The organism is Burkholderia paludis, assembly GCF_000732615.1.
GTDB lineage: Bacteria > Pseudomonadota > Gammaproteobacteria > Burkholderiales > Burkholderiaceae > Burkholderia > Burkholderia paludis.
On the sequence record NZ_JPGL01000046.1, the window covers coordinates 1 to 13,994 of the forward strand.

The 13,994-nt window shown below is 67.0% G+C and carries 11 protein-coding genes; 8 read left to right on the top strand and 3 right to left on the bottom strand.

From position 1 onward, the window contains the following. The first annotated feature begins 12 nt into the window (after positions 1-12). Both ybiB and leuA read left to right on the top strand, forming a co-directional pair. Positions 13-987 carry a DNA-binding protein YbiB gene (gene ybiB, locus GQ56_RS0125220; RefSeq protein ID WP_031401284.1) on the top strand — a complete coding sequence of 325 codons (975 nt, stop codon included), beginning with the start codon at positions 13-15 and terminating at the stop codon, positions 985-987. A gap of 370 nt (positions 988-1,357) precedes the next feature. Then, positions 1,358-3,004, top strand: coding sequence for a 2-isopropylmalate synthase (leuA, locus tag GQ56_RS0125225; RefSeq protein WP_031401285.1), 1,647 nt, complete (start codon positions 1,358-1,360; stop codon positions 3,002-3,004). 143 nt (positions 3,005-3,147) lie between these two features. Here leuA and GQ56_RS0125230 read toward each other — a convergent pair whose 3' ends face one another. Both GQ56_RS0125230 and GQ56_RS0125235 read right to left on the bottom strand, forming a co-directional pair. Next, positions 3,148-3,531 (bottom strand): nuclear transport factor 2 family protein, encoded by a 384-nt coding sequence (locus tag GQ56_RS0125230; RefSeq protein WP_031401286.1) that lies wholly within the window; start codon positions 3,529-3,531, stop codon positions 3,148-3,150. Positions 3,532-3,576: 45 nt separating this feature from the next. Beyond that, the gene (locus tag GQ56_RS0125235) at positions 3,577-4,146 is read right to left on the bottom strand and encodes an acyloxyacyl hydrolase (RefSeq protein WP_031401287.1); all 570 of its coding nucleotides are present in this window, start codon (positions 4,144-4,146) and stop codon (positions 3,577-3,579) included. A gap of 359 nt (positions 4,147-4,505) precedes the next feature. Here GQ56_RS0125235 and rpoH point away from each other — a divergent pair, with 359 nt between their 5' ends. The 6 genes from rpoH to GQ56_RS0125270 all read left to right on the top strand — a co-directional run bounded on the left by rpoH (position 4,506) and on the right by GQ56_RS0125270 (position 12,024). Beyond that, the gene (gene rpoH / locus GQ56_RS0125240) at positions 4,506-5,441 is read left to right on the top strand and encodes an RNA polymerase sigma factor RpoH (RefSeq protein WP_031401288.1); all 936 of its coding nucleotides are present in this window, start codon (positions 4,506-4,508) and stop codon (positions 5,439-5,441) included. Positions 5,442-5,788: 347 nt separating this feature from the next. Beyond that, a complete protein-coding gene (cydP, locus tag GQ56_RS0125245; protein ID WP_031401289.1) occupies positions 5,789-6,073 on the top strand; it encodes a cytochrome oxidase putative small subunit CydP in 285 nt (94 codons plus the stop codon). Beyond that, complete coding sequence (locus tag GQ56_RS0125250) at positions 6,063-7,643, top strand: cytochrome ubiquinol oxidase subunit I (RefSeq protein ID WP_031401290.1); 1,581 nt, start codon at positions 6,063-6,065, stop codon at positions 7,641-7,643. Before cydP ends, GQ56_RS0125250 begins: the two co-directional genes overlap by 11 nt. Before the next feature lie 31 nt (positions 7,644-7,674). Beyond that, positions 7,675-8,811 (top strand): cytochrome d ubiquinol oxidase subunit II, encoded by a 1,137-nt coding sequence (gene cydB, locus GQ56_RS0125255; protein WP_031401291.1) that lies wholly within the window; start codon positions 7,675-7,677, stop codon positions 8,809-8,811. A 54-nt stretch (positions 8,812-8,865) separates the two neighbouring features. After that, positions 8,866-8,982: a cytochrome bd-I oxidase subunit CydX gene (gene cydX / locus GQ56_RS40390; protein WP_031401292.1), complete on the top strand. Its 117-nt coding sequence runs from the start codon at positions 8,866-8,868 to the stop codon at positions 8,980-8,982. A 549-nt stretch (positions 8,983-9,531) separates the two neighbouring features. Beyond that, on the top strand, positions 9,532-12,024 hold the full coding sequence (locus GQ56_RS0125270; protein WP_031401293.1) for a family 20 glycosylhydrolase: 2,493 nt from the start codon (positions 9,532-9,534) through the stop codon (positions 12,022-12,024). A gap of 156 nt (positions 12,025-12,180) precedes the next feature. Here GQ56_RS0125270 and nagE read toward each other — a convergent pair whose 3' ends face one another. Then, a complete protein-coding gene (gene nagE / locus GQ56_RS0125275; RefSeq protein WP_031401294.1) occupies positions 12,181-13,935 on the bottom strand; it encodes an N-acetylglucosamine-specific PTS transporter subunit IIBC in 1,755 nt (584 codons plus the stop codon). Positions 13,936-13,994: the final 59 nt, after the last annotated feature.

The following is a 13,994-nucleotide window of genomic DNA, read 5'->3' on the forward strand; positions in this document are numbered from 1 at the left end:
CCCCACGCCCCGATGACCGCCTCCCCCGCTCCCGCAACCGTTCCGTTCCCGTGCGCCCGCTTCATCAAGGAAATCGGCCGCGGCCCGCACGGCGCGCGCGCGCTGTCCGCCGAGGATACCTACGCGCTCTATCGCGCGATGCTCGACGGACGCGTGTCGGATGTGGAACTCGGCGCGATCCTGATCGCCTATCGGTTGAAGGGCGAATCCGCCGACGAACTGGCAGCGATGCTGGCCGCCGCGCAAGCGTCGTTCGAGCCGGTGCACGTGCGGGACGCCGCGTTTCGTCCCGTGTCGATCCCGAGCTACAACGGCGCGCGCAAGCAACCCAACCTCGTGCCGCTGCTTGCGCTGCTGCTCGCGCGCGAAGGCGTGCCGGTGCTCGTGCACGGCGTCGAGCGCGATCCGGGCCGCGTGACCAGCGCCGAGATCTTCTCGGCGCTGTCGCTCGCGCCGTCGACGTCGCACGATGCGATCGAGGACACGCTCGCCGAGCGCCGCGTCGCCTTCGCACCGATCGAGGCGCTGGCGCCGCGCATCGCGCGCCTGCTGGCGATGCGCGGCGTGCTCGGCGTGCGCAACTCGACGCACACGCTCGTGAAGATCCTGCAGCCGTTCGCGCCGGCCGGCCTGCGGCTCGTCAACTACACGCATCCGCCGTACCGCGACAGCCTCGCGCAGCTGTTCCGCGATCATCCGGACGCCGCGCAGGGCGGCGCGTTGCTTGCGCGCGGCACCGAGGGCGAAGCCGTCGCCGACACGCGGCGCCAGGTGCAGGTCGACTGGCTGCACGACGGCGTGTGCGACACGCTGATCGAGGCCGAACGCTCGTCGGCCGATGCGCTGCCCGTCGCGCTGCCCGAATCGCGCGATGCGGCGACGACGGCGGCATGGACGGACGCCGTGCTGCGCGCAGAGGTGCCGGTGCCCGACACGGTTGCGCGACAGGTCGAGACGATCGTGCGGATCGCCCGCATCGCGCGTTGACGGCGCGCCGGGCTCGAGCGCCGGGCATTTGACAGGCGCCCGCATCCTGGCATAGAGTTGTCGCCATGCGTTCCTTTCCGAACACCCTCCGAATTACCTCCGGCCGCCTAGCGCGGCCGCTATCGCTACGACTAGCCTAAGGCTTTCGTAGCGCCGTGTGCTGTCCGCACGGTCCCTTCCAGCAGTTCCGCGGTTCCCCTCTCGCCGTTTTTACAACCCGAAGTCGTCAGCATTCGTCCGTCTATCCGTCGGTCGATTCGCGAAGATCATCCGTATCCGCAGCGCGATCGCGCGCCGCGGTGCGAGGCAGCGCCAACCGTCGCCCATGCCGCCCGTCTTCGCTCGCGACTTGAGACCCGAGGTCCAGAAGATGATGCGCAATCCGCAAGACAAGTACCGCCCGTTCGAGCCCGTCCGCCTCAATGGCCGCAAATGGCCGTCGCGCACCATCGAGCGCGCGCCCGTCTGGATGAGCACCGACCTGCGCGACGGCAACCAGTCGCTGATCGAGCCGATGAGCATCGAGCAGAAGCTCGCGTTCTTCGACATGCTGGTCGAGATCGGCTTCAAGGAGATCGAGGTCGGGTTTCCGTCGGCGTCGCAAACCGACTTCGATTTCGTCCGCAAGCTGATCGACGACAAGCGGATTCCCGACGACGTGACGATCGAGGTGCTCGTGCAATCGCGCGAGGACCTGATCGCCCGCACGTTCGACGCCCTCGAAGGCGTGCCGCGCGCGATCGTGCACCTGTACAACGCGGTCTGCCCGTCGTTCCGCCGCATCGTGTTCGGGATGTCGAAGGCCGACGTGAAGGCGCTCGCGGTCGACGGCACGCGCATCATCAAGGCGCACGCCGCCGCGCGCCCCGAGACGCACTGGACCTTCCAGTACTCGCCGGAAACCTTCAGCATGACCGAGCTGACGTTCGCGCGCGAGATCTGCGACGCGGTCGCGCAAACCTGGCGCCCGACCCGCGACCACAAGATGATCGTCAACCTGCCGGCCACCGTCGAAGCCGCCAGCCCGAACGTGTTCGCCGACCAGATCGAATGGATGGACCGCAACCTCGCGTACCGCGACAGCATCGTGCTGTCCGTCCATCCGCACAACGATCGCGGCACCGCGGTCGCCGCGGCCGAACTCGCGCTGCTCGCCGGCGCCGACCGTATCGAAGGCTGCCTGTTCGGCAACGGCGAGCGCACCGGCAACGTCGATCTCGTCACGCTCGCGCTGAATCTCTACACGCAGGGCATCGACCCGGGCCTCGATTTCTCCGACATCGACGCGGTGCGCCGCGTCGTCGAACGCTGCAACCAGATTCCCGTGCATCCGCGCCATCCGTACGCGGGCGACCTCGTCTTCACCGCGTTCTCGGGCTCGCACCAGGACGCGATCCGCAAGGGCTTCGCGCAGCAGCGCCCCGATGCCGCCTGGGAAGTGCCGTACCTGCCGATCGACCCGGCCGACGTCGGCCGCGGCTATGACGCGGTGATCCGCGTCAACAGCCAGTCCGGCAAGGGCGGCGCGACGTTCCTGCTCGAACGCGGGATGGGATTCACGCCGACGCGCCGGGTGCAGATCGAATTCAGCCACGCGGTACAGACGCTCGCCGACGCGTCCGGCGAGGAAGTGACGGGCGACGCGATCTGCGCGCTGTTCGCCCGGGAATTCTTCGAGACCGACGGGCCGGCCGCGCGTCACGGCGGCGGCGCGCGCTGGCGGAACCGCGAAATCGCGGCGGCGCCGGCGGCCGACGGGTCGCCCGAAGACGCCGTGCGACGTTTGGCCGCGGCATTCGCGGCGGCCGCCGGCGTCGCGATCGAGGTCGCCTCGTGCGAACACGCGCGCACGAAGGACGGGCGAAGCGCGGTATCGGTCGGGTGCCGGGTCGGCGATGCGCCGTCGCGGCACGGCGTCGGCCTGCACGCCGATGCATCGAGCGCGGCGCTCGACGCGGTCGTCAGCGCGATCAACCGCTCGGCCTGGCATTGCGCGGATCGCCGCGCGGCGGCCTGAGCGCCAGGCCCCGAATCAGGGTTCGAATATCAGCGAACGGAGCGCGACCGCCCGTGCGCCGCGCGATCCGCGCCGCACGAGGCAGCAAAAAGCGGCCCAGAAGGCCGCTTCGGTCGGGACATGAAAAGGGGCGCCATGCGCGCTCATGTCTCGGTCGCGCAGCGGGTCGCCTGCCAGGCGAGCAGGCACCAGCGGCCCTGCTCGTGAGTGTGGACGGACGTATAGGCAATCGGGAAGACCAGGCCGCCGTTGTTCGTTTCCATCTCGATCAGCGCGCGCCCGGTGACGACGCAGGTCTCGCCGCCGACGGGCAGCAGATCCTGCGACTGGACCTCGATCTGGCGATAGCGGCGGCGTCCGGCGACGATGGCATCGATGAACTGCTGCTTGGTTTCGCGTTTGCCGTTGGTGTGCACGAAGAACACCTTGTCCGACAACAGCGCGTCGAGCGCTTCGCCGTCCCCGTCCACCATCGCCCGGAACCGATCGCGCTCGAGCGCGCGGATCGCATCGACCAGCTTCGCCATCGCCTGACTCCTCGGCAACGCGCCCGCCTTGCGCGGGCGGGCCGATCAGAAGTTGTACTGCACGTAGAACTGGTGGAAATTTACCCCAGGATTCGGCTCTTTGATACCCGCGTTAGACACATGTTGAAAACGGTAACCGACCTGATACTGTTGCCGTTCTCCGAACTGTGCGCCGACGCCGGCGGTGGGCGCGAACTGGAACGCGGTCGACAGCGAGAAGTGGTCCGAGATCGTCGGGTGCGTCAGCAGCCGGACGCCGCCGCCGGCCTCGATGAACGGGCGGATCGGCCCGGCGCTCTTGATGAAGCGGAACAACGGCGTCACGCCGAATTCGCCGATGTTGCCGTGGACGTTGCCGCCCGTGTGCCAGTAGCCGGCGTGCCCTTCCACCACGAAGGCGAAGTGCCAGCCGCCGATTTCCCACCAGTTCCAGCCCGGATCCCACACGACGCCGAGATCGGCCTTGTCGATTCCGTGGCGATCCGAAAAGCCGCCGCCCGCCTGAATTCCCCACCGATCCGCGAATGCCGCACCCGATCCGCCCAGAAGGGACGCTGCCAGCATCGCATGCAGCGCAAGCCGGCTGCAGGGCCGGCGATTCTTCTTATTGTTCATCTGTCACTCCAACTTTGTGGGTTGAATGGAGCCTGCCGCTTCGGCCGGCTCGAGCGAACTGAATGGTATGGTAAAGGACTTTTCGGATCGGCATCACCAAGCGAAATGGCTTCCTTCCAAAACGACAAAAATCGAAATCGTCTACTGATTACCATCAGAAACAACGGCTTACGGAACTTCGGCTCACCCTCTCTGTCGCAAAGTAGACTATCGGCTCGACAATTCCAATAGAAAAACGGGAACTCCGATGTCCACGCCCGCTCTAAGGAATTAGCACTCGGATTGCGGGAGTGCTAAGATGGCCCACGGAATCTCATTCGAGACCGGGGGTTTGTCCCTGATTCCAAAGGAGTTTTTTAGTGAGCAACGCCCTGACCCTCCCGAACACCCTGAGCCCGACGCCGGCCAAGGCCGAATCGGCAGGCTCGCTGGCGCTCGCAGCACAATCGATGTTGCCCGGCCAGCTCGGCAACATCGACGCGTACATCCAGGCCGTCAATCGCATTCCGCTGCTGACGGCCGAAGAGGAACGCCAGTACGCGACCGAATTTCGCGAACACAACAACCTCGACTCGGCGCGCCGCCTCGTGCTGTCGCACCTGCGGCTCGTCGTGTCGATCGCGCGCAACTATCTCGGCTACGGGCTGCCGCACGGCGACCTGATCCAGGAAGGCAACATCGGCCTGATGAAGGCCGTGAAGCGTTTCGATCCGGCCCAGAACGTACGTCTCGTGTCGTACGCGATCCACTGGATCAAGGCCGAGATCCACGAGTACATCCTGCGCAACTGGCGCATGGTGAAGGTCGCGACGACGAAGGCGCAGCGCAAGCTGTTCTTCAACCTGCGCAGCCACAAGAAGGGCATGCAGGCGATGACGCCCGAGGAAATCGACGGCCTCGCGCAGGAGCTCAACGTCAAGCGCGAAGACGTGACCGAAATGGAAACGCGCCTGTCGGGCGGCGACATCGCGCTCGAAGGGCAGGTGGAAGATGGCGAGGAGTCGTACGCGCCGATCGCCTACCTGGCCGATTCGCACAACGAGCCGACTGCCGTGCTCGCCGCGCGTCAGCGCGACACGCTGCAGACCGACGGCATCGCGCAAGCGCTCGATGCGCTCGACGCACGCAGCCGCCGCATCATCGAGGCGCGCTGGCTGCATGTCGACGACGACGGCTCGGGCGGCTCGACGCTGCACGATCTCGCGGCCGAGTTCGGCGTGTCGGCGGAACGCATCCGCCAGATCGAAGCGAGCGCCATGAAGAAAATGCGCACCGCACTCGCCGAATACGCGTAAAGCCCGGCGATTTAGAGCAAATCATCGAAAACCGCTGCCCGACCGGCAGCGGTTTTTTTTCGGCCTTTTTTCGCGCTTTTCATTTCGCTCTCCGTTCATTGTCGGCCGATTAATTGACCTGATTCGTCAGGTAATACGCCATTTGCGGCCCCCTTCCGCATAACCTTGATCTGCCTCAAATCCGGGCCCGTGTTTCGCGACGGTCTGCCGCAGCGCAGCACTCGGCATCGGAAAGCACTCCTTTTAAAATTGGCATGTCAGGCGCAAAAGGATTAAAACAGCTTCACGGCCGTCATAAATCCAACGTAAAGTCGCCCCCCAAAACCGCCTTAAATCGATTCAGGATAATCGCCTTGATCTCGATCAATAAAGAGCCTGCGCCGCCTCCCGCGCGGCCGGCCGGCACGATCGGCTGGCGCGCGCGCATTGCCGCATGGGCACGCGGCCCGACCCTCGCCCGCGACATCACGCTGGTGCTGATCGTCAAGCTGATCCTCTTGATGTCGCTCAAATACGCATTCTTCAATCATCCGCAGGCTGAGCACATGTCGCTGCCGCCTGCCGCCGTCGCCGAGAAGCTGCTCTCGGTACCGGCGCCTGTATCTACCGAGGGAGACCACCATGATAAGTAGCGAAGTCGTCGATCTGTCGCGTCTGCAGTTCGGCATCACGGCGCTCTACCATTTCCTGTTCGTGCCGTTGACGCTCGGCCTGTCCTGGCTGCTCGTCATCATGGAAGCCGTCTACGTGATGACCGGCAAACAGGTGTACAAGGACATGACCCAGTTCTGGGGCAAGCTGTTCGGCATCAACTTTGCGATGGGCGTGACGACCGGCATCACGCTCGAATTCCAGTTCGGCACGAACTGGTCGTACTACTCGCACTATGTCGGCGACATCTTCGGCGTGCCGCTCGCGGTCGAAGGCCTGATGGCGTTCTTCCTCGAGTCGACGTTCGTCGGCCTGTTCTTCTTCGGCTGGAACCGGCTGTCGAAGGTCAAGCACCTGCTCGTCACGTTCCTCGTCGCGCTGGGCTCGAACCTGTCCGCGCTCTGGATCCTCGTCGCGAACGGCTGGATGAACAACCCGGTCGGCGCCGAGTTCAACTACCAGACGATGCGCATGGAGATGACGAGCCTGTTCGACGTGCTGTTCAACCCGGTCGCACAAGTGAAGTTCGTGCACACGGTGTCGGCCGGCTACGTGTCGGCGGCGATGTTCGTGCTCGGCGTGTCGTCGTGGTACCTGCTGAAGAAGCGCGACGTCGACTTCGCGCTGCGCTCGTTCGCGGTCGCGGCCGGCTTCGGCCTCGCGGCGACGCTCTGCGTGATCGTGCTCGGCGACGAGTCGGGCTATACGACCGGCGAAGTGCAGAAGATGAAGCTCGCCGCGATCGAATCCGAATGGGAAACGCAACCGGCGCCCGCCTCGTTCACGCTGATCGGCATTCCGAACCAGAAAGAACAGCGCACCGACTACGCGATCAAGATCCCGTATGCGCTCGGCCTGATCGCGACGCGCTCGATCGACGAACCGGTGATCGGCCTGCGCGATCTCGCGAAGCATAGCGAGGAGCACATCCAGAGCGGGATGATCGCGTACGGCGCGCTGCAGAAGATCAAGGAAGGCGATACCAGCGCGGCAACGCACGAACTGTTCGACCAGCACAAGCAGTATCTCGGCTACGGGCTGATGCTCAAGCAGTTCACGCCGAACGTGGTCGATGCGACGCCGGAGCAGATCAAGGCCGCCGCGAAGAAGACGATCCCGCCGGTCGCGCCCGTGTTCTTCTCGTTCCGGATCATGGTGGCCCTCGGCTTCCTGTTCGTCGCGACGTTCATTGCCGCGTTCTGGTTCTGCGCGCGCCGCGAACTGCTGCAGGACAACCGCCGCTGGTTCCTGCGCTACGCGGTGTGGGCGATCCCGCTGCCGTGGATCGCGATCGAATTCGGCTGGGTCGTCGCCGAGCTCGGCCGCCAGCCGTGGACGATCGCCGGCGTGCTGCCGACGCACCTGTCCGCGTCGAGCCTGACGCCGACCGACCTGTACCTGAGTCTTGCGGGCTTCATCCTGTTCTATACCGCACTGTTCGTCATCGAGATCAAGCTGATGTTCAAGTACGCGCGTCTCGGCCCGTCGTCGCTGCATACCGGCCGTTACCACCACGAACTCGCGGCCGCCAGCGAGCGCGCCCCGGCTTGAGCACGCAACCGAAACGGAACAAGGAATCGCTATGGACTATGCAACTCTCAAGCTGATCTGGTGGCTGCTCGTCGGCGTGCTGCTGATCGGCTTCGCCGTCACCGACGGCTTCGACATGGGGGCGACCGCGCTGCTGCCGTTCCTCGGCAAGACCGACGACGAGCGCCGCATCATCATCAACACCGTCGGCGCGACGTGGGAAGGCAACCAGGTGTGGCTGATCACGGCCGGCGGCGCGATGTTCGCCGCGTGGCCGCTCGTCTACGCCGCGTCGTTCTCCGGCTTCTACTTCGCGATGCTGCTCGTGCTGTTCGCGCTGTTCTTCCGGCCGGTGGGCTTCGACTACCGCAGCAAGCGGCCCGACCCGCGCTGGCGCGCGGGCTGGGACTGGGGCCTGTTCGTCGGCGGCTTCGTGCCGGCGCTCGTGTTCGGCGTCGCATTCGGCAACCTGCTGCAAGGCGTGCCGTTCCAGTACGACAGCGACCTGCGCGTCACCTACCACGGCAGCTTCTGGGCGCTCCTGAACCCGTTCGCGCTGCTGTGCGGGCTCGTCAGCCTGACGATGCTCGTCGCGCACGGCGCCGCGTTCATCCGGATGAAGACCGAAGGCGTGATCGCACGCCGCGCGTCGATCGCCCTGCGCGTGTCGTCGTTCCTCGCGGTCGTGCTGTTCGTGCTGGCAGGCGTGCTGGTCGCGTCGTATATCGGCGGCTTCCACATCACGCACGCCGCGCCGACCGACACCGTCGCGAATCCGCTGCTCAAGGACGTCGCCGCCGGCTCGGGCCTCTGGCTCGCGAACTACGGCGAGTTTCCGTGGATGATCGCGGCGCCCGTCGTCGCGATCGCGGGCGGCCTGCTCGCACTGCTGCTCGCCGGCTCGAAGCAGGAAAAGACGGCGTTCTTCTGCACGGGGCTGATGATCACCGGCGTGATCCTCACCGCGGGCTTCTCGATGTTCCCGTTCATCATGCCGTCGTCGCTCGACCCGCGCAGCAGCCTGACCGTGTGGGATTCGACGTCGAGCCACATGACGCTGCAGGTGATGCTGTTCGCGGTGATCGTGTTCCTGCCGCTCATCCTGCTCTATACGAGCTGGGTGTATCGCGTGATGCGCGGCAAGGTCACGCGCGAGGTGCTCGAAGAGAACAAGCATTCGATGTATTGAACCGGGCCGGGGCGCGCAGGCGCCCCCGTCCACCGTTTCGCAAGGAGTCGGATCATGTGGTATTTCAGCTGGATTCTCGGTATCGGCGTCGCGCTGTCGTTCGGCATCGTCAATGCGATGTGGCTCGAAGCGCGGCAGAAGACGCAGGAAGCACGCGCCGGCCGCGACTGACGCATGCGGCCGGTCACGCCGCGGCCGCCCGCAACGAACCTCGCCTCGCGCGAGGTTTTTTTTCGTCCCGGCCGGCCGGACAGGTCGCGCGAATCGATGCCAATTTAGCGCCAGATTGATACCACTTGAATACCAATAAAAGGTTTCATATGATCTTTTGACACGGCCGCAGACAGGCCGAATCCATCTGGGTGGGGGAGACATGCGCATCCCGTGTGAGGCGCGCGCCTGCGCGCCGTGTCGACGTCCGCGCGCGACGGCGCCCGCCGCCGCGATCGCGCGCGGCCGGCCGAATGCCGCCGCTTGCGACCGCCTCGCCGCCACGGCGCTTGCCGCGCGCAGCCGATGAGCACGCATCCGCCGCCCCGCCGATCCGATCGGCACGCCTGCCCGCCTCCCGTTCCGTAACGCACGCCCCCGCGTGCCGCCTGCGCGCGGTGCGGCCGCATCGCCCCGCACGCAGGCATCTCCCGCAGCTCCGTAGAAAGACCCGACCGCAGCGACGTCGTCCATCGACGCCGCCACGCCCCCTTTTTTTCAGGAGTTCGAATGAAACGTACCTTGCCATGCCTTCTTGCCGGCCTGCTGATCGCGGCGGCGCCGCCCGCCTCGATCGGCGCCCAGCCGGCGTCGGCCGCGCCCGGCGCGACCGCCCGTGCCGCGCTGCCCGCCACACCGCCCGCAGCAGCCGCGAGTCTCGCGGCGCTGCTGTCGAACGGCCTCGCGTTGCGCGTCGCCGTCGACAACAACCACGCGGCCGCGGCGGGCGTACCGTGCGCCGACCTCGGCGCCGACGGCGCGGCCTGCGCGACGGGCCGCCTGATCCTGCAGAACCGCGGCCACCAGGCGATCGCCGACGGCGGCTGGAAGCTCTATCTGCACAGCATCCGCCGCCTGCTGCGGATCGACCGTCCGGGCTTTGCACTACGGCGGCTCACCGGCGACCTGTACGAACTGACGCCGCAGCCGGGCTCGGTGCGGCTGGCGCCCGGCGAGCGCATCGAGCTGCCGTTCGTCGCCGAATACTGGCTGCTGCGCTACAGCGACGTGATTCCGCGCCCGTACGTGGTCGTCGACGGCGCGCCGCCCGCCGTGCTCCGCTACAACGACACCGACGACGAGCTGCGCTACGTCGAATCGCTGCCGGCCGACGCGCAGAACAACTCGACCGGCAATGCGCCGCCCGTGGCCGCGCGGCCCGATGCGAGCCGCACGCTGCCGAGCGCGAAGCGCCAGCAGGCGCTGCCCGGCACGCTCGACCTGCGCGGCGTCGAACTCGCGCTGCCGGACCTGCCCGACGCGCAGGTCGCGGCGCTGCGCGAACGCGCGGCGACACTCGGGCTCGACGGCGCGGGCATGCCGGTGCGGGGCGCCGTCGCGCCGCGCCGGCTGCCCGCCGACATCGCGATGCCCGGCGGCTACCGGCTCGCGATCGGGCCGCGCGGCGCATTCATCGAAGCATACGATCGCGCCGGCCTCTACTACGGCGTGCAGACGCTGTTCTCGCTCGCGCCCGCCGGCGGCGGCCCGATTCCGGCGATGCTGGTCGAGGACGCGCCGCGCTTCACGCATCGGGGAATGCACGTCGATCTCGCACGCAACTTCAAGCACCCGGCGACGTTGCGCCGCCTGATCGACCAGATGAGCGCGTACAAGCTCAACCGGCTGCACCTGCATCTGTCCGACGACGAAGGCTGGCGCATCGAGATTCCCGGCCTGCCCGAGCTGACCGAAATCGGCGGGCGCCGCTGCCACGACCCGGGCGAGACGCGCTGCCTGCTGCCGCAACTCGGCTCCGGCCCCGACAACCGTTCGGGCGGCGGCTACCTGACGCGCGACGATTACGTGGCGCTGGTGCGCTACGCGGCCGCGCGTTTCGTCGAGATCATCCCCGAGATCGACATGCCCGCGCACGCGCGTGCCGCCGTCGTGACGATGGAGGCGCGTTACCGGCGGCTCCATGCGGCCGGCCGCGAGCAGGAAGCGAATGCGTACCGGCTGCTCGATCCGCAGGACACGTCGAACCTGACGACAGTGCAGTTCTACGACCGGCGCAGCGACCTGAATCCGTGCGTGCCCGGTGCGCTCAATTTCGCGTCGAAGGTGATCCGCGAGATCGCGGCGATGCATGCGGACGCGCAGGCGCCGCTGCACGTCTGGCATTACGGCGGCGACGAGGCGAAGAACATCTTCCTCGGCGCGGGCTTCCAGCCGCTGAACGGCACCGACCCGGGCAAGGGGCGCATCGATCTCGCCGCGCAGGACAAGCCGTGGGCGCGTTCGCCCGCGTGCGCGGCGCTGCTCCGGCGCGGCGAGATCAAGTCGATCGACGAGTTGCCGACGCGCTTCGCGACACAGGTGAGCGCGGCGGTCAACGCGAACGGGATCGACACGATGGCCGCATGGCAGGACGGTATCAAGCACGCAAGCGGGCCGCAGGACTTCGGCACGCGCCACGTGATGGTGTCGTTGTGGGACACGATCTTCTGGGGCGCATCGGACAGTGCGCGCGACCTGAGCGGCAAGGGCTACCTGACGGTGCTCGCGCTGCCCGACTACCTGTACTTCGACTTTCCGTACACGCTCAACCCGCGCGAGCGCGGCTACTACTGGGGTTCGCATGCAACCGACGAGTACAAGGTGTTCTCGCTCGCGCCCGAGAACCTGCCGCAGAACGCCGAGGTGATGGGCGACCGCGACGGCAATGCGTTCGAGGTGACGGGCACGGGCCCCGCGCCGCGCATCGAAGGGATGCAGGGGCAGGCCTGGGGCGAGGTGATGCGCAACGGCACGTTCCTCGAATACATGGCCTATCCGCGGCTGCTCGCGCTCGCCGAGCGCGCGTGGCATCGCGCCGACTGGGAGCTGCCGTATGCGGCCGGCGTGCGCTACAAGCGCGGCGACACGCATCACGTCGACATGGCCGCATTGCAGCGCGACTGGGCCGGCTTCGCGACGCTGCTCACGCAACGCGAATTGCCGAAGCTCGACCGGGCCGGCGTCGGCTACCGGAAGCCGACCTTCACGCTGACGAACCCGTGAGCGGCTGAGCGGCCGGGCCGACGGGCAACGCGCGATGCGCACGCGTCGCGCCGTCGCCCGCCCCGAAACAAAAACGGCTTGCGACACATCGCAAGCCGTTTTTCGTGTTGCCGGCCGACCCGGATCCGCCGCGCGGATCGGGCCGGCTTCGCCGCATCAGGCCGGTTGTACGGCGGCCCCGCTGCCCGACGGCGGCAGGCGCGCGCCGAGCTGTTCGGCGTAACGCGCGGCCGCGTTGCCGCAGACGATGTGGAACGTGTCGAGCGACACCCACGCGACGTCGAGCGTGCCGAGACGATCGCGATCGACCGCCGACGGATCGCGGACGACGACGCGCAGGCGCGTGGTCGCGACCGCGTCGAGCGACGCGACGTTGGTCGCACCGCCGAACACCGCGAGCCAGCGGGCCGGTTCCGGATCGAGCGGGCCGGCGGACGCGCCCGTGACGGGCTGCGAGGCGGCGACCGTGCCCGTCGAGGCGGCGCCCGCTGCCGCGCCGATCGCGACACGCATCTCGTCGGCAATGATGTCTGCCTCGGGCCCGATGATCACCTGCACGCTGTTGCCGCCGCGCTTGAGCACGCCGCGCGCGCCGATCGATTTCAGTTCCGGCTCCGACACCTTGTCCGGATCGACGACGGTCAAACGCAGGCGTGTCGTGCAGGCGTCGACGACCGACAGGTTGCCCGCCCCGCCGAGCGCGGCGATGTAGCGTTGCGCGCGCGGCGCGGCAGCCGTCGCGGCCGGCGCGACGAAGCCGCCCGATGCGTCCGGTTCCGCGGCCGCATCGGCCGATGCCGGCTCACGGCCCGGCGTCGCCATGTTGAACTTGCGGATGAAGAAGCGGAACAGCCCGTAGTACGCGACGCCATATGCCACGCCGAGCGGAATCGCGATCCAGCCCTTCGTCGACAGCCCGTAGTTCAGCACGTAGTCGATCGCGCCGGCCGAGAACGTGAAGCCGAGCTTCACGCCGAGGATCTGGCAGATTGCGAGCGACAGCCCCGTCAGCACCGCGTGGATCACGTACAGCACCGGCGCGAGGAACATGAAACTGAATTCGATCGGCTCGGTCACGCCGGTCAGGAACGACGTGAGCGCCATCGAGAACAGCAGGCCGCCGACCATCGCGCGGCGCTCCTTCGGCGCCTCGTGCAGCATCGCCAGACACGCGGCCGGCAGGCCGAACATCATGATCGGGAAGAAACCGGCCATGAAGGTGCCCGCGGTCGGGTCGCCCGCGAAGAAGCGGTGCAGGTCGCCGTGCACGATGTCGCCGCCGGCGGGCGGCGTGAAGTTGCCGAACACGAACCACGCAAGCGAGTTGATGATGTGGTGCAGGCCCGTGACGAGCAGCAGGCGGTTCAGGAAGCCGAACACGAACGCACCGACCGCGCCCGCCGTCGTCAGCCACTGGCCGGCCGCGTCGATCGCATGCTGGACCGGCTGCCACACGTACCCGAACGCGATGCCGAGTATCACGCAGACCAGCCCTGTGATGATCGGCACGAAGCGTTTGCCGCCGAAGAACGCGAGGTAGTCCGGCAGCTTGATGTCCTTGTAGCGGTTGTACAGCAGGCCCGCGACCACACCCGCGATGATCCCGGACAGCACGCCCATGTTCAGCTTGGGATCGATGTCCTTCATGATCGCGGTTTCGATCAGGTAGCCGATCGCACCCGCGAGCGCCGCAACGCCGTTGTTGTCCTTCGCGAAGCCGACCGCCACGCCGATCGCAAACAGCAGCGGCAGGTTGTCGAAGATCGCGCCGCCCGCATCCGCGATCATCTTGATGTTGAACACGTCCGGCTGGCCGAGTCGCAGCAGGATGCCGGCGACCGGCAATACCGCGATCGGCAGCATCAGTGCCCGGCCCAGGCCCTGTATTTTCAGAAACGGATTCCCGTTCATTCAGTCCTCCAATCCTTGTCTCGTCATTAATCGTCGTTGAGCTGATTGCTTTCGTAGTG